The organism is Methyloglobulus sp., assembly GCF_046714055.1.
GTDB lineage: Bacteria > Pseudomonadota > Gammaproteobacteria > Methylococcales > Methylomonadaceae > Methyloglobulus.
This window is the reverse complement of record NZ_JBKKBJ010000167.1, coordinates 15,389-31,210: the sequence shown is the minus strand read 5'-3', so window position 1 is coordinate 31,210 and position 15,822 is coordinate 15,389. Positions and strand designations below refer to the sequence as shown.

Annotated in this window: 17 protein-coding genes, 2 pseudogenes and 1 riboswitch; of the genes and pseudogenes, 12 read left to right on the top strand and 7 right to left on the bottom strand. The window is 47.3% G+C overall.

The window, feature by feature from the left end:
* The first annotated feature begins 378 nt into the window (after positions 1 to 378).
* Positions 379 to 870 carry a macro domain-containing protein gene (locus ACLQ6D_RS10005; RefSeq protein WP_411727140.1) on the top strand — a complete coding sequence of 164 codons (492 nt, stop codon included), beginning with the start codon at positions 379 to 381 and terminating at the stop codon, positions 868 to 870.
* A gap of 10 nt (positions 871 to 880) precedes the next feature.
* Here ACLQ6D_RS10005 and ACLQ6D_RS10000 read toward each other — a convergent pair whose 3' ends face one another.
* The gene (locus ACLQ6D_RS10000; RefSeq protein WP_411727139.1) at positions 881 to 1,168 is read right to left on the bottom strand and encodes a hypothetical protein; all 288 of its coding nucleotides are present in this window, start codon (positions 1,166 to 1,168) and stop codon (positions 881 to 883) included.
* A 69-nt stretch (positions 1,169 to 1,237) separates the two neighbouring features.
* Between ACLQ6D_RS10000 and ACLQ6D_RS09995 the strand changes: the two are divergent.
* The 6 genes and pseudogenes from ACLQ6D_RS09995 to ACLQ6D_RS09970 form a co-directional block, all read left to right on the top strand.
* Positions 1,238 to 1,420, top strand: a pseudogene (locus ACLQ6D_RS09995) (hypothetical protein); the annotation flags it as partial.
* An 87-nt stretch (positions 1,421 to 1,507) separates the two neighbouring features.
* Complete coding sequence (locus ACLQ6D_RS09990) at positions 1,508 to 2,224, top strand: TIGR04283 family arsenosugar biosynthesis glycosyltransferase (protein WP_411727138.1); 717 nt, start codon at positions 1,508 to 1,510, stop codon at positions 2,222 to 2,224.
* Complete coding sequence (locus ACLQ6D_RS09985; RefSeq protein ID WP_411727137.1) at positions 2,212 to 3,009, top strand: sterol desaturase family protein; 798 nt, start codon at positions 2,212 to 2,214, stop codon at positions 3,007 to 3,009. Before ACLQ6D_RS09990 ends, ACLQ6D_RS09985 begins: the two co-directional genes overlap by 13 nt.
* On the top strand, positions 3,010 to 3,624 hold the full coding sequence (locus ACLQ6D_RS09980) for a TIGR04282 family arsenosugar biosynthesis glycosyltransferase (RefSeq protein WP_411727136.1): 615 nt from the start codon (positions 3,010 to 3,012) through the stop codon (positions 3,622 to 3,624).
* 530 nt (positions 3,625 to 4,154) lie between these two features.
* Positions 4,155 to 4,793, top strand: coding sequence for an adenylyl-sulfate kinase (gene cysC / locus ACLQ6D_RS09975; protein WP_411727135.1), 639 nt, complete (start codon positions 4,155 to 4,157; stop codon positions 4,791 to 4,793).
* Entirely contained in the window at positions 4,783 to 5,751 is a 969-nt protein-coding gene (locus tag ACLQ6D_RS09970) for a DHH family phosphoesterase (protein ID WP_411727134.1), read from the top strand. Before cysC ends, ACLQ6D_RS09970 begins: the two co-directional genes overlap by 11 nt.
* A gap of 562 nt (positions 5,752 to 6,313) precedes the next feature.
* Here the strand turns inward: ACLQ6D_RS09970 and ACLQ6D_RS09965 are convergent.
* The gene (locus tag ACLQ6D_RS09965) at positions 6,314 to 6,727 is read right to left on the bottom strand and encodes a hypothetical protein (RefSeq protein WP_411727133.1); all 414 of its coding nucleotides are present in this window, start codon (positions 6,725 to 6,727) and stop codon (positions 6,314 to 6,316) included.
* A 27-nt stretch (positions 6,728 to 6,754) separates the two neighbouring features.
* Here ACLQ6D_RS09965 and ACLQ6D_RS09960 point away from each other — a divergent pair, with 27 nt between their 5' ends.
* Positions 6,755 to 6,898 carry a hypothetical protein gene (locus tag ACLQ6D_RS09960; RefSeq protein ID WP_411727132.1) on the top strand — a complete coding sequence of 48 codons (144 nt, stop codon included), beginning with the start codon at positions 6,755 to 6,757 and terminating at the stop codon, positions 6,896 to 6,898.
* Between the two features lie 318 nt (positions 6,899 to 7,216).
* Here ACLQ6D_RS09960 and ACLQ6D_RS09955 read toward each other — a convergent pair whose 3' ends face one another.
* The 4 genes from ACLQ6D_RS09955 to ispB all read right to left on the bottom strand — a co-directional run bounded on the left by ACLQ6D_RS09955 (position 7,217) and on the right by ispB (position 11,364).
* Positions 7,217 to 9,511 carry a S8 family peptidase gene (locus ACLQ6D_RS09955; protein WP_411727131.1) on the bottom strand — a complete coding sequence of 765 codons (2,295 nt, stop codon included), beginning with the start codon at positions 9,509 to 9,511 and terminating at the stop codon, positions 7,217 to 7,219.
* On the bottom strand, positions 9,508 to 9,762 hold the full coding sequence (locus ACLQ6D_RS09950) for a hypothetical protein (RefSeq protein ID WP_411727130.1): 255 nt from the start codon (positions 9,760 to 9,762) through the stop codon (positions 9,508 to 9,510). Before ACLQ6D_RS09950 ends, ACLQ6D_RS09955 begins: the two co-directional genes overlap by 4 nt.
* On the bottom strand, positions 9,728 to 10,096 hold the full coding sequence (locus ACLQ6D_RS09945) for a hypothetical protein (RefSeq protein ID WP_411727129.1): 369 nt from the start codon (positions 10,094 to 10,096) through the stop codon (positions 9,728 to 9,730). The genes ACLQ6D_RS09950 and ACLQ6D_RS09945 overlap by 35 nt, the downstream gene beginning before the upstream one ends.
* 86 nt (positions 10,097 to 10,182) lie before the next feature.
* A riboswitch (cyclic di-GMP riboswitch) is annotated at positions 10,183 to 10,260 on the bottom strand.
* 135 nt (positions 10,261 to 10,395) lie between these two features.
* Positions 10,396 to 11,364: an octaprenyl diphosphate synthase gene (ispB, locus tag ACLQ6D_RS09940; RefSeq protein ID WP_411727141.1), complete on the bottom strand. Its 969-nt coding sequence runs from the start codon at positions 11,362 to 11,364 to the stop codon at positions 10,396 to 10,398.
* Between the two features lie 286 nt (positions 11,365 to 11,650).
* Here ispB and rplU point away from each other — a divergent pair, with 286 nt between their 5' ends.
* From rplU to proB, 4 genes are all read left to right on the top strand, one after another.
* Complete coding sequence (gene rplU, locus ACLQ6D_RS09935; protein WP_411727128.1) at positions 11,651 to 11,962, top strand: 50S ribosomal protein L21; 312 nt, start codon at positions 11,651 to 11,653, stop codon at positions 11,960 to 11,962.
* 15 nt (positions 11,963 to 11,977) lie between these two features.
* A complete protein-coding gene (rpmA, locus tag ACLQ6D_RS09930; RefSeq protein ID WP_411727127.1) occupies positions 11,978 to 12,235 on the top strand; it encodes a 50S ribosomal protein L27 in 258 nt (85 codons plus the stop codon).
* A 108-nt stretch (positions 12,236 to 12,343) separates the two neighbouring features.
* Positions 12,344 to 13,378 carry an Obg family GTPase CgtA gene (cgtA, locus tag ACLQ6D_RS09925; RefSeq protein ID WP_411727126.1) on the top strand — a complete coding sequence of 345 codons (1,035 nt, stop codon included), beginning with the start codon at positions 12,344 to 12,346 and terminating at the stop codon, positions 13,376 to 13,378.
* Positions 13,365 to 14,486 carry a glutamate 5-kinase gene (proB, locus tag ACLQ6D_RS09920; RefSeq protein WP_411727125.1) on the top strand — a complete coding sequence of 374 codons (1,122 nt, stop codon included), beginning with the start codon at positions 13,365 to 13,367 and terminating at the stop codon, positions 14,484 to 14,486. The genes cgtA and proB overlap by 14 nt, the downstream gene beginning before the upstream one ends.
* A gap of 147 nt (positions 14,487 to 14,633) precedes the next feature.
* Here the strand turns inward: proB and ACLQ6D_RS09915 are convergent.
* A pseudogene (locus ACLQ6D_RS09915) lies at positions 14,634 to 15,521 on the bottom strand (IS1595 family transposase).
* Positions 15,522 to 15,822 lie beyond the last annotated feature (301 nt).

The window sequence follows — 15,822 nt, the reverse complement described above, 5'->3', positions numbered from 1 at the left end:
ATTATTCACCTCTGTCGACATTATAAATCTGTCTTTAGAAGTGTCCGGTATTATTAAACCATTTCAATGAACCCCTACACATTGATCCGACATATTCTCTTTCTCAGCGACAAAGAAAGGTTCGGCCTCATACTGTTTGACCGCCAACGTGGGAACTTTCTTGCATGGTTGGCTAATGACACACCCAAAGCCTAACATTGCGCTCAAGTGGGACGCGCCTTTTCGTGGCGGTTTTTAAGAGCTGTAGAGCTGTAGTATGAATGGACACCCCATGCGGCGGATTACGACGCGCGGAAAAACTTTACTTACCCAAAGCTTGAAAGATTTGCGCGTCTAATCCGCCCTACGTCCTGAATAAAGCACAATACTGGGGAAACTATGATATACAAAGTCGAGGGTGACATCCTGTTGAGCAAGGCGCAGGCGATTGTCCATGGAGTTGGGGTAAACGACCCTATGGATAAAGGTTTGGCCTTGGAATTGCGTAACAAATATCCGTCCCTACAAAAAGATCTTAACCGCTGGTGCCATCAACATAATACATTGCCGGGTGAAGCCTGGCTGTGGGTTGGGCAAAATAACGCCCGTATTGTGAACCTGATCACCCATGAAAGCATGGAAAGTAACGACCGTCACCATGACAAAGCAACCCTAAGCAATATCAGGCACACGTTAACTGCACTAGTGAAAATGATTACTTTTGAAAAACTTGCCTCAATTGCTTTACCGAGGTTAGGCACCGGTTTGGGTGATTTGGACTGGGACGATGTGTGGCCGTTAATTGAAAACAATCTAGGCGGGCTTGATATCCCAATTTACGTGTACATTGCTTATTATCCCGGACAACCTGCTGATGAACCCGGCGTATAGTTCTACTTTTTCAGATTAATAGCAAGCTCGTCATACCCGCCGGGAAGCGGGTATCCAGTGCCATGGATGGTAAGCTCAAATCCATCCATGGCACTTGGATTCCGGCGACCTCCAGGGATGGAGGCGGCAATGACTCCTGGCCATTTACCGCACTTCCTCCTTCCCTGGAGGTCGGAACTGCGGGAGAGGAAATGGAATCCTCGCCGCCAATCCATGTCGGAATGACGATCTTGGAAAATATAGACCATGTAATCTGACAAAGTGCATCGTTTCCACGCTCTGCGTGGGAATAAATCATGCACCGCTCCAGCGGTGCGAGACGCAGAGCCCCTCTAGCTGCATTCCCGCGCCGGAGCGTGGGAACGATAAAATGAACCCTGATTTCAAGGCCAGGCGCTGGGTTGACGAAGTTTGCCACCCCTGGTTTAACCGGTTCAGGAAACTTTTGGTGCGTTATGCAAAAATAGACCGGCGCTATCTCGGCTTGCTCATACTGGCCGCTTCGGTCATCGTCCTACGAAAAATCAGGGGAACATTATTTTATGGATAAGCTCTAAGCAATGATGATAAATTATTCGAAGAAGCCGCTAAACTGGCTGCTACTGACAATCAAAGCCACACATAGAAATGGCTTTAAGTGAGTTTGTCATTAGACAGGTTTGTGGTGTATTTCTCCATCATCGTACCAACGCTTAACGAGGAGCAATCCATCGCAAATTGCCTGATGGCGTTACAACCGTTGCGGGAGTGTTGCGAGATTATTGTGGTGGATGGCGGCAGTATAGATGATACCAAAAGGCTTGCCAACCCCTTGGCTAATAAGGTCATTTCATCAGCAAAAGGCCGCGCCATCCAGATGAATATCGGCGCTGAAAGTGCGGTGGGTGATGTGTTGATATTTCTGCATGCGGATACTTTTTTGCCGGAAGACGCATTAAACCAGATTGCACAGGCAATCAATGCCAACCGACTGTGGGGACGCTTTAATGTGGAACTCAGCGGTATCCATCCCATGCTAAAAGTGGTTGCCCTGTTCATGAATTGGCGTTCCCGTCTTACTGGGATTGTTACGGGCGATCAAGTTATTTTCGTCGATAAACATTTGTTTGAATCCGTAGGGCAGTATCCAGTCATACCTTTGATGGAAGATATTGCGCTATGCAAAAAGCTTAAGAAAATAAGTCCGCCCGCTTGCCTGAAAACCAAGGTTATTAGTTCTGGCAGACGGTGGGAGCAATTTGGGGTGTTTAGGACCATAGTGCTGATGTGGAGTTTGCGGTTGCGATATTTCCTGGGCGTTGACCCGCAAACCTTGGCGCTTTTATATGATAAGGGACACAAATGGAAGACCTGATTCGGTTCACCACGGCATTAGGCATTTTTTGTTTCATGGTTGGTTGGGAAGCCGTCAAGCCCAGACGCGTTCAACAGGTTGGCCGTCAGCAACGCTGGCCTGTGAATCTGGGGCTTGCCCTGCTAAACATGATCTTGATGCGGGTTACGGTTGGCAGTCTGGCGTACATGAGTGCGGTGATGGCCGCAGAACACGGTTATGGCCTGTTGAATATGTGGCAGGTATCAAATGTCTTGTCGATAATGGCGACATTGCTGCTCCTTGATTTCGCTATTTATTGCCAGCATATCGTTTTGCATAAATGGCCGCTGTTATGGCGGCTGCATAAAATACACCATGCCGACCTGGAGTTTGATGCAACCACGGCGGTGCGTTTCCACCCCCTGGAAATCGTTGTCTCAATGTTCTACAAGGCAGTGTGTATTGTCCTTATTGGCGGCAATCCTGATGCCATCATCGCCTTTGAAATTATCCTCAATGGGGCGGCGACGTTTAACCACAGCAATATCAGGATTCCTGAAAAGATCGACAAAATACTCCGCTGGCTGATTATCACGCCGGACATGCACCGCATCCATCATTCCGCAGAATCAACCGAAAGGGATAATAATTACGGTTTTTCCGTTTCCTGTTGGGACAGGCTGTGCAAAACCTATATTTCTGAGCCTAAGCGCTCCCAAACCACGATGGATATAGGCTTAAATGCTTACCGTAAGCAAGATGAATTGGGCTTTATGCAATGCTTGCTTATCCCCTTCAAATCACAGGCTAACCGTCAAGGATAAATGTACGCATATCCAGAAGCGGTTATCATGCTTTTCTGCAAAGCGCCGATACCGGGGCAAATGAAAACCCGGCTGATTCCGCCATTAACTGGCGAGGAAGCGGCACAACTACATTGCGAACTGGCTGAGAAAACATTACAAACAGCCACGCAAAATCAATTATGTGAGGTGCAATTATGGTGTTCGCCGCCTATCGACCATCCTTTTTTTACGACGTTGACACAGGTTTATTCTGTAGATCGGCAATTACAACAGGGAACCGATTTGGGCGAACGGATGCATCATGCTTTTAGTCAGGCCTTAGCTCGTTTTAGCAGTGCGATTGTCATCGGTTGCGATTGCCCGTCCTTTACAAGTGATGATCTTGAGCAGGCCTTAAGCCAGCTAAACCAGGGTAAACCCTGTGTTTTAGCACCAGCGGAAGATGGCGGTTATGTGCTGATCGGCCTTAATCAACCGCAACCAAGCCTGTTCGATAACATGCCCTGGGGAACTGGGCAAGTCTTAGGATTGACCCGCGCCAGATTACAATCCCTTAACCTCAGTTATCACGAATTAAATACACAATGGGATCTGGATACGGTGGATGATCTAAGGCGGTATCAGGGCGGGTGAATAACTGTCGATATATCCAAATCAGGGTAGACTTAATTAGCGCTACCTCCAGGTATCACTTGAAAAATCCACGCCGCTTAAATTTTTCCCATCGTGCCTTGAATTTCTTTTTGTCGGTCAGGTAAAACAAATACATCAACAAAAAAGGCCACAGAAGGAAAAAGAGCACTTTAAAAAATAATCCTATTTCCATAACAACCTGCCTTGTGCTTATCTTAAATTCATGGTGTAGTGCAATCGGCCCAACTTGTACTGATCATGCCTGTGAGTGCGATAGTTATTTTGGGATGAGCCTTATATGCCATATATTACATTTTTTATAATGCAGTTATATTCGATTGAGCATTGATCTTTTTTGATTATGAATGTGAACAATTACTTGGCTTTAATTAGAGGCGCTGGCAACCTTTACTATTATTGGGTGATACAAATAGGCTCTTAAAAACAGATAGAATTCGTCATACCTTATTAAGCTTTCTACTATTCAATTCAAACCCTGCTTTAGACAATACGACCTTGCATTACGAATTATGGAAACACAACTAGATAAAAGCACAAATACGGTATGGCATCATGCGACAGTCTCCCGGAAACGTAGGGAAGAAAAAAACAAACACAAGTCGGTTGTCCTTTGGTTTACAGGTTTGTCCGGGGCGGGTAAGTCAACCTTGGCACACGCCGTTGAAGAGCAGTTATTTCAATATGGATTTAATACCTTCGTATTGGATGGCGATAATATCCGGCATGGGCTATGTGGTGATTTAGGTTTTAGTGATGTAGACCGCAGGGAAAATATCCGGCGTATCAGTGAGACCGCAAAACTGATGCTTGAGGCCGGTGTAATCACCCTTACCGCATTTATCTCCCCTTTTCGTGCTGAAAGGGCGATGTCCAGAAGTCTTATGCCGCATGGGGATTTTATAGAAATCCATTGTTACTGTCCCTTGTCTGTCTGCGAGCAGCGTGATGTAAAAGGGCTTTATAAAAAAGCACGTAAGGGCGAAATCAAGGATTTTACTGGCATATCTTCACCCTATGAAGAACCTGAGAAACCGGAGCTACGCCTTGACACCAGCGCCTTAACCCTGGCAGAAAGTGTGCAACAAGTCATTGCGTTGTTACGCGTACGAAATATCCTTTCGGCATCGGAAATTAGCGATGCACTATGATGTTTTTAATGGCGATGCGGATGGTATTTGCGCCCTTATACAGCTACGTCTAGCCCAAGCGCTTGAATCAGTTCTGATTACAGGTATAAAGCGCGACATCCAATTATTGGACAAATTTTCGGTTAACTCGGGTGACAGCCTGACGGTATTGGATATTTCCTTTGAAAAAAACAGCCTCCGAGTTGCTGAGTTTTTAAGCGCTGGGGCTTCCATTTTCTATGTAGACCATCACCAGTCTGGCGATATTCCTAGCCACCCTAATTTGAAAACACTGATTGATACAGATAGTGCAATATGCACCAGCCTGCTTGTGAATAAGCATCTGAATGGAAAATATCCCTTGTGGGCGGTGACGGCAGCATTTGGCGATAACCTGAACCACAGCGCTGAAAAGCTGGCCTCAACTTTGTCTTTAGGCGACACTAAACTGGAAACCTTGAAGAATCTGGGGATCACTATCAATTATAACGGATATGGTGGCAGTGTGGGTGACCTGCATTTTGCGCCGGATATCCTATATCAGGAGATGGTTCGCTATGCCTCGCCTTTCGATTTTATCTCTGATAATCATGCCACTTTTGAGAAGCTGGAGAATGGCTATCAGCAAGACATGGCAAATGCCGAAAATATCAAACCAGAATACCAAAACAATGCAGTCGCTGTGTTTTTGTTGCCCGACACAAGCTGGGCGCGGCGGGTCAGCGGCGTTTTCGGCAATCATTTGGCTAATCTAAATCCCACAAAAGCCCATGCTGTGCTTTCTTTTAACAAGGAGGGTGGCTATCTTGTCAGCGTGAGGGCGCCTTTAAACAACAAGGTAGGCGCTGATGAGTTTTGTTCGGGATTTGCTACGGGCGGTGGCCGAAAACCGGCGGCGGGGATTAACCATTTGCCAAAAGACCAACTGGGGTTGTTTATTGACAAGTTTAACGCGTTCTATTCTGAAAGAATGAGTTAGCGTCGAACCTGTTTCGGCGATCGGCGTAATTGTGGTGTTGTGGGTTGGAGGGTTAAACAGGTGTTTGCCCTAATGGGATAAGAAGTAGTTGTTAATAAAGGGTATTCGTAAAACCGTGTGGAATTCCTGAAAAAGTCATTTTTCAGGACGGTGTGGAATTATGACGCCATAGTCAATAAGTCCTTCATTAAAAGGCACACCATATTTAGAGATTTTACCGTTAACTATTGATTCGGCCTTTTAATGTTTGAAACCGTTCGTGCTGAGCTTGTCGAAGCACACACGCCTTTCGACAGGCGAACGGGAGTTAATACTTCACAAGGCCGAATCAATAATACCAATCCCAATAAGTTCTCATATTGTTCCTTCTCCAGAGGGATGCCTACAAGGATGTAGGTAAGTAGGGCAACGCAGGACGACAAACTGCTCCTGCGTTTGCTGCATTCAGTACGTCCTGTACTGCAGCAGTTGCCGAGAAGGTTAGGATGAGGGGATTTAAATAACAATTTATTGGGATTGGTATAACATTTTCGTTGGGGTTAACAAGCTCACCCCAACTGCACTACCGAAGTAATTCAATATTGACTTTTTTCTCAGAGGGATCAGTAATATTGAGATTACGAAATAAAAAAACGTAAAAATTATGGATAATCTCCTCGTGTAGCCCAGCAAGGGCGAGACCACCCCCATAACTGGCAGTTGAGCGAACTTGAACGATATTCCCTTTGGTCGTTACCGATGCGGTAAGTATCATCTGACCTTTGCCTATCTGTCTTGTGAACGACATAGTGCCCGATTCACGATCTGAGGCCGTCGTTTGCATCCCGCATTGTGGTCCAGCTTGCAGTCCGGCATTAAAGACTTCCGCCTTGGTAAAACGTGGCGGACCGTCCCAACTAGACACCCTAGGCGTAACGGCGCATGCAGAGAGAACAACTGAAGCCAAGACCAAGGATGTTGCGGTAAGGCGGTTCATATTAACACCTCTATAAAAAACTGATGAATGAATAGGCCGGATGATATTTTCAGCGCGGTAGGTTGGGCAAACAGCTTTATCGTTTGCCCACCTTTTGCCGATAAAATCGGTGGGCAGAAAAGCGCTGCCCACCCTACCGGGCTGACATCAAAAAGACTGGAGTTTCCATAACTCAATTGAACAAAATTAATTTTTAGACTTGAGCAAATCCCTGATTTCAGTCAGCTCGTAGCTCGTAGCTCGTAGGGCGGATTAGACGCGCAAACTCTCCAATCTTCATATACGTAAGGATTTCCCGCGCGTCGTAATCCGCCATTGCTATAAACACCTCAGTTGGCGGATTACGCCGCGCCCAGAGGACAAACAAAACGGATAGACCGCTTATGTTGCGCGGCTAATCCGCCCTACAATTTATCCGTCTTACGGCCTTTAGCTCCGTCGGATGTTGTTGGGTTCCTCTTACGGTGTGCAAGCGGCCAAACTGCTGCGCTATTGCTCCTTTCCACCTCTTGGCACGCCGAAGCTCGCAGGTCCTATTTTGAAGGTTCGCAGGAGCGAGGCCGGAACGCCCTGTAGGACTTCACTACCTGAGCCAGTTACCGTGTTGCCGTTGTCGTCCTGGCCAGTAAATGTCATGATCACAGAGCCGCCGGTGTCGTCTCCGCCATAATGCACACAGAGATTCCCGCACGCAGTGGACGACGGACCTATATACGGCGACCCTGGCCCACAGTCATCGAAAAAATCGGTAAAGTCGGTAGCATCGTTATCCTGTCTGTTAAGGAAGTTTCCGCCAGCGTCGTAGAAATCCCAGGTAAAACTATTGATTGTAACACCCACCCCGGCGGACTCTGCGAGCGTTGCTTTATAATCCCACGAAGGGGAAACACCAATGCAACTTGAAGCCGATATCGGAGCAGGGTTGGGGTTGAACGATAAATTAAGCTTAGCAGCTTTGGAGCAGTCCAAAACATCTGGGTGGCAAACTGCGGCGTGAGCATCCAAACGTGGGCCGATCGGCGGATTGGTAGAAATAGCATTCCCTGTTGCTACAAGAATGTCTTTAATATTTTTGGGCGTAAGTTCTGGCTTAATTGCTTTAATCAGTCCCGCTACACCCGTAACCATTGGAGCTGAGGCAGAGGTGCCACTAAAATAATCGCTTATTACAACTCCGTTAGCAGTAACCTTATAATCATCTCTATCACTATCAAGTGGTTCCGTATAAATTCCTGGTGCATAAACGTCAACGGAGCCGGGTGCAGCAATATTAACGCCAATACCATAGTTAGAAGCACCATGAGGATATATCGCCCTGCTATCTGTCAACGTTGTTGCGCCAACAGTGATTAAATTTCTTAAAGAAATACCACCGCCGGGAAGATTAAAAATGGCCTCTATGTCATCGTTGCCAGCGGATGCCACGAAAAGGACATCACGAGCTCCTTCAGTAACTGCAAATATACTTGCCCATGCCAGCCTTACGTCATTAAATGTTTCTTCTGGTACACAAACACATTTTTTATTTGGAAGAAATTGATCGCATCGTCCGTTCCCCATACTTATGTTAATAATCTTGGCGCCTTGACGTATCGACTCATTTAAGTAGTCATAAATTTCACCCAGGAACTTACGTTCAAAAGATTGCTCTTGGGGAAGAGAGGGATTTTTAGGATTTACGAGCAACTCGTATTTTATGCTGCCCCGAGCATCGTCTTCTATGCCCCGGACAACACCAGACATAATGCCGTTCATCTGAGGACTATCTGGCGATAATGTTGATATCGAGGATAAGTTATTAGCCCCAATGATACCTGCCACTTGGGTACCATGACTGTCTACGGTTCTTCCGCAGCTGGTGGAACCATTATCAGAACTAGCACCTTTAACAGTCACGCCGTCTTTAAATTCTGGATGATTCATATCAATGCCAGTATCGACAATACCAATAGTGACCGGATGAAGTGGTACTGGGCTTGCTGCAATCAATTTCCATGCGCCGTCCAGGTTCAGCTTGTCATACGCACGAGTAAGAGTCGGGTCAAAATTACGCAGGTTTTCTAAATCTGTCGTCACAGAATGCGGTTGGAGTTCTAGATTTTGTGTTACAGCTTTGACGCGTAGATCAGTTCTAAGAAGGTCAATAAAAGATTCCAGCTCCTGTATTGTGTCAGCCGGCACTTCTAGTTGGTACATATTTCCCAGTGGAATGACCCCAATAATACGGCCATTGATCGACGACGCTATGTTATCTGCATCACTGCGAGAATATCCTTCATTTAAAAGGATTAATAGTTGATTGACTGGATATACCGCTCCTTCTGGGTCGGTGATGATTTTATCTGGATCGGGTAATGTAGAGAAGGAAGCATCTCCTTGCTTAACTGAAATAGTGACTGGGAGTGGTTTAGCGAACGTAGCATTCGTTTTGCCGCCGCTTTTTATCTGTATGGTTCCGTCAAACGTGCCTATTGGTGAGGAGGCCGCTGCAGAAATGGTCAGTGTGAGGGTGATGGTCTGGCCTTTCGGTATACTCGGGAACGATGAAGGATTGGTGGCAACAAAGGGGGCCAGGGTGGGTACGACGCGGACAAGCGCGTTACTGATATTCTTTGAAGCAGTGAACTTAACAGGAACGGTTATCGTTTGTCCGGTGGCAACCTTCTGCGTGACAGATGGTGGTGTCCAGGTAATGGTTGGCGTAGCACCAGTGGCGGCGCTAAACAAGAATAACAACCATAGCAGCCCCCCATGAAGGGCAGGACGTAAAAAAATAGTATTCATAACGCCTCACTATATGATTTGAGTAAGATTGATTTCTTGGCGTAAGTGGGAATATTGGTATGCCACTGCTTGGGGTCTTTGCCGCGAAAATAGTTGATCTTGCCGGGCAGCTCATCCAGCCCTTGAATGTGCGGGTTCGGATTGCCGCCGACAAGTTTCATGCGTAGCGTGGCCGCCTTGTCTTGATTGCTTTGAATGGCGTTGGTAGGTGGCTTTTTAGCCGTAGCACGCAACGCTGGGGCGGCTAACATGCCGGTTGGGGGGGGCTGCGGCCTTAGGCTTATGCAGCGACAGAACCGCCCCTGTCGGTGTGAGAAACAGGCCATAACCAGTACCGCGCGCGAGAAACTGGGCCGTTTTATCGGTTTGTCCCTGATTGACCTCGAAGCTTAACGGAAGCTTGCCGTAGGTTTCGACCAGCCGGGCCTGTGATGCGGCATCAGCTTTCACCGGGGAGTTAATAGCCGCTGCTGTGTTGCAAAACACCACGAGAGCTATCAATCCTAACGCCCACACCGTAAAGTTCGCGTGAGTTCCCTTTTGCTGCTGTTTAACGCTTGGGTCGTGCGTCTTGGCGTTATTCATGTTTTTCACTCCCAGTGCTGCGGCGAGTAAGAACCCGCACGCAATAAAAAAGCCGAACTACCTCACGCGACATTCACGATGTCACTTTCGGCAGTCCGGCTTTCCATCATTCTGGATCCGCGACTTTCTGCCCCTACCTTCCGATAGGTTTAGCTTTTTTTGTTATTTTTTACGCTAACTTTTATTCTTAAGCCAATCTTAAGGCTATTAGAAGCATATTTTGAGAAAATGTCAAATTTATTATAGTTGGCTATCCCTTCAAGCCTACGGCAGTGATTTTAGTCTTCGTGGCAAGGCGTTTAATAACTGCGTTGGGCGGAAAAACTCGCCAAGGCCAGTAAGGCTTGTTTGAACTCACTTTCCGGTAAAACGTCTAGCGCAGCCATTGCTTTTTGGGCTTCTTCATTGGCACGTTGTTCGGTGTATTCAATCGCTTTGCTGCTTTTTACGATGGCGTAGACCTCATTGAACGCGTCACGATTGCCATTTTTTATGGCATCAATAATAACATTGGCTTCGGGCTGATTGCTGTTTTTGATGGCGAAAATCAATGGCAAGGTGGGTTTGCCTTCGGCGAGATCGTCGCCAAGATTTTTGCCCAGATCTTCTTTATTGGCTTTGTAGTCCAAGGCATCGTCTATTAATTGAAAGGCAATGCCCAGATGTTGCCCGTATTGGGAAAGCCTTTCTTCAATTTCAGCACTGGCATTGGACACTACTGCGGCTAATCTTGTGGCGGCGTTGAACAAGATGGCCGTTTTCCTGGAAATCACTTCCAGATATTTTTCTTCTGTTGTTTCAGGGTTGTTGCAGTTAAGAAGCTGTAACACTTCGCCTTCGGCAATGGCTGTGGTCGTTTTGGAGAGGATTTCCATAACACGCATAATGTTGGTGCGGACCATCATCTCAAAAGCGCTGGAATAAAGGTAGTCGCCCACCAGTACGCTAGCCGCATTGCCCCACACCGCATTGGCAGATTGTTTGCCGCGTCTTAGGTCTGATTCGTCTACTACGTCATCGTGCAGTAGCGTCGCCGTGTGGATAAATTCAATCACTGCGGCGAGCGCCAGATGATTGTGATCGATTCGGCCTAATGCTTTGGCGGCGAGCAATAAAAGCATGGGGCGTAACCGTTTTCCGCCATTACCGACTATATAATGTCCCATCTGATTGATGAGCAGCACATCCGAACTAAGCTGCTCGATAATCAGCGCATCAACGGCCTTGGCTTCGTCAGCGGTCAATCGCTTTATAGACTCAAAGTCAATGGGATCTGGTGCGCTGGTAAGTAAATTTGATGCCATTATTTAGTACGAAGTAAGCAAGCCGAAGTGCAACAAACACTACAAAAATCAAACGCGCCATTATAACTGAACACAAGCTGAATAGCCCAGCCTAATTGAGTTGCCTTATTGACGATCTCAATGGGCAGTGTTGTTAAAGACCTTTGCGTTGCCAACCAAGTTAATAGAATATTGATTTGACGTGGCCCTGTTTTAAAAATACAATTATAGGTTAATTTTAGTAAGTTAATACTTTACGGAGTTGTGGCCGATGTATGCGGTAATTCAAACAGGTGGTAAACAGTACCGCGTTGAGGAAGGTACGTTCTTAAAGGTAGAAAAACTTGAGCTTGGCGCGGGTGATAGCGTTGAGTTCGATAAGGTACTTATGTTCCAGTCGGGTGACGCTGTTAAAGTCGGTGTGCCCTATATAGAAGGCGCTAAGGTTACGGCGACTGTGTTGTCCCAAGGCAGGCATAAAAAAATCAAGATCATTAAATTCAAAAGACGTAAGCACCATATGAAACACATGGGGCATCGTCAGTTCTATACGGAAGTCCAGATTACTGGCATTTCCGCTTAAAGGCAGGAGTTAAAGATGGCCCATAAGAAAGCTGGAGGCAGCACCCGTAACGGGCGCGACTCCAATGCAAAAAGATTAGGCGTGAAGCGTTTTGGCGGTGAAAAAGTCATAGCAGGGAACATCATTGTCCGTCAGCGTGGCACCCATTTCCATCCCGGTGTCAATGTGGGTTGTGGAAAAGACCATACCTTGTTTGCAACCGCTGACGGTAAAGTCGTTTTTGAAGTAAAAGGCCCTAAAAGCCGTAAGTTTGTCAGTATTTTGGCTGGATAAGGCATTCTGTTGCATTTGCAACAGGTTCTATTTTACAAAAAGCTCCGCTCATCAAGTGACGGGGCTTTTTTTGTTTTTACGGGTTGAAAATACCACAACAATGGAATTATGAAGTTTGTTGATGAAGTAATCGTTCGTGTAGAAGCCGGAGATGGCGGTAATGGTGCCATAGGTTTTCGCCGCGAAAAATATATCCCGATGGGTGGGCCTGATGGCGGCGATGGTGGCGATGGCGGTAGTGTCTACCTGATAGCTGTTGAGAACGTGAATACCTTGGCTGATTTTCGTTTTCATACGGTACACAGGGCAGAGCGTGGGCAAAACGGAATGGGTCGTAATTGTACCGGCAGAAAAGGCGAGGATTGTTATGTGCCCGTGCCGCTAGGTACGCTGGTATCCGATGCCGACACCGGTGAATTGATCGGTGATCTGACAAAAGTTGGCGAAACATTGCTGGTTGCCAAAGGTGGTTTTCATGGCCTGGGCAACACGCGATTTAAAAGCAGCATCAATAGGGCGCCGCAGAAAGCCAGCAAAGGGACGGAAGGCGAGCATAGGATGCTCAACCTGGAACTGACCTTAATCGCCGATGTGGGGTTGTTGGGTATGCCCAATGCCGGAAAATCCAGTTTGATACGCGCGGTTTCCTCTGCGACACCCAAGGTTGCCGATTATCCTTTTACCACATTGCATCCTAATCTGGGTGTAGTCAGCATAGACGAGCAACGCAGTTTCGTAATTGCCGATATTCCCGGCGTGATCGAAGGGGCTGCGGAAGGTGCGGGATTAGGGCTGCAATTCCTCAAGCACTTGTCACGGACGGGATTATTGCTCCACATAATTGATGTCAAACCTTATGAAAGCCTGGATACGCCTGTCCAATCGGCGAAGAAAATCATCCATGAACTGGAAAAATGGAGTGATGAGTTAATCAGCAAACCGCGCTGGTTGGTGCTGAATAAGATAGACGTATTGCAAGATGAAGAAAAAGACGAATACTGCCAGGCAATTATTAAAGACCTAAAATGGAGGGCCCCAGTATTTAAAATCTCGGCCATTAACGGCAGAGGCACTAAAGAATTGATGTTTGCCATCATGGGCTTTTTGGAACAACAACGACGGAAAGACAGTGGGCAGGGCTGATTTTAAAAACGTCAAACGAGTCGTAATTAAGATAGGCAGCTCTTTGCTCACTAAGGGTGGGCAAGGGCTAGACAAGTCCGCGATTACCGCTTGGGTTAGCCAGATGGTCGGCTTAAAACAGCAGTCAGTTGATGTCGTCTTGGTATCATCCGGTTCGGTTGCGGAGGGGATGAGCCGCTTAGGGTTAAAAATCCGGCCTAAAACCCTGCACGAATTACAGGCCGCCGCCGCAGTGGGTCAAATGGGGCTGGTGCGTGTGTTCGATGACAATTTTCAGCAGCACGGCCTGCACGCAGCGCAAGTATTGCTCACCCATGACGACCTCACCGACAGGCAGCGTTATATCAACGCCCGTAGCACCTTGTTGACCTTGCTCAAATTTGGCGTGGTTCCGGTGATTAACGAAAACGATACGGTTGCCACGGAAGAAATTCGTTTTGGCGATAATGACACGTTGGCGGCTTTGGTTGCTAATCTGGTTGAGGCTGAACTGCTCATTATTTTGACCGACCAAAAAGGTTTATATACGGGCGATCCTGGCTTATACCCCGATGCCGAATTGATTTCGCAAATCAGCGTCAATGATAACCGCCTGGAAAAAATGGCGGGCGAGAGCCGCAGTGGACTGGGTCGTGGTGGCATGTACACCAAGGTACGGGCGGCGCGACTGGCTTCCAGGTCAGGCGCTGCAACCATCATTGCCCCAGGTGTGGTTGACGATGTGATTACCAAGGTTATATCGGGAGAAGAAATCGGTACGCACTTCTTGCCGGATATAGAACCTTTAGTCGCCAGAAAACGCTGGTTAGCAGGCCAGTTACAGGTTAAAGGGCAGTTAGTGTTGGATGCTGGCGCGGTCAAAGTGCTAAAAAGTGATGGCAAAAGCTTGTTAGCCGTGGGTGTCAAATCCGTATCGGGCCGGTTTGAACGGGGCGAATTGGTATCCTGTGTCGATGAAAGCGGCCTGGAAATAGCCCGGGGTCTCATTAATTATGGCAAGATAGATGCGGGCCTTATCGCAGGTAAAAGTAGTTCCGAGTTTGAGAAGATACTAGGTTATGCGGATGATTCAGAAATGATCCATAGGGATAATATGGTATTGATGTAGGTTTTAGTGAAAAACTTCTGTAATCAAGTGTAAAAACCCAGTCTTAATCAGGCAATCGTAAATTTATGTTGGTATCAAATATGACGGTGAAAGGCTGCTTTCGACCCAAACCAGCCGGTGAGCCGGTGCAATAATTTTTCATGGCTATTAACAAGCCACAGGTTGCAGTATAACTGGTTGGTGACTGATGCAAAGTTTCAACAAGCGATTGGGGATTTGGTTTTCCCAGAAGCGCCTGTTCAAGCGGTAACAGAATTCATCGAGATATTCCTGCACATAGCGCCCTGACACGCCGTGGTAGGTGCCGAGCAGGTAGCTCTTGAAGTTACTGATGACCACATGCGCCCAAGGCAACCATTCATCAGCCAATTCGGGCGGCGTGACTTTGGCGATATGATGATGGCCTTCGGCCAGTACCCTGAGTGCGGCAAACGCGTCCGTATGCAGCGTTTGCTGGGGCGCAATGGTCTCTTGAGCAAAGAGGCCTTGACACTGTCCTGCGTCACTTGCCCCACAGCTTTCATGGCGACAAAGCCCGGCTTGCCGTTATTGTGTTCACAGGCCAACAGGATGGCCGTCTTGCCGTCGACGCCCCGTCCCTGCTTGCCGTCAACAAAGGCATCGTCCAGTTCGATAAAGCCGGTCAATTGGTAAACGCGGTTCTGGTCGCCCATCGCAACCCGTAACTTCCGCAACATCCGGTAGGCTGTTATCCAGGATACGCCGATAAGCTTGGTCAAGCGCAAGGCCGATATGCTGCCCCTTGTCCGACGACATCCAGTAGATGCACCAGAACCGCTTTACCAAAGGCAGTTTGGTGTTGTGGAATAAGGTGTCGGCCGTTACCGAGGTGTGGTGGTGGCATCCGGCGCATTCATAGACGTGGCGGGTTTGCAGTAACCAGCCTTTTTAATGGGCACAGCAACCACAACGGAAGCCATCAGGCCACCTCAGTTTAATAAGGGCTTGAAGACACTTCTTCTCATCCGAAAAGTGTTGCTGCCATTCCCAAAAACTCGTGATTTCTGTTTGCATACCAGCTCTCCAGGTTATCAATTCAAAATTTCGATTTGGTAACCTGTGGTAAGTTCATAGGCATGTAATTTTTTTGAATACTGTTAACGATTGAGTTCAGCCGCTGACAACGGTGGCGAGGTGCTGGCGAAGTCAGGGTGCTGTACACTTTCGTCCGTAAATATACGGCAGTATAAATAGTCTTTTACATTTATTTACAACGAATTAGGTGAATATACGGAAAACACTTGTTTCCCGTCATGTGCTCGGGTCGCTGTTCTGGATGTAAAACCATAGAAATTATGTGCGAAAAACACTGCCG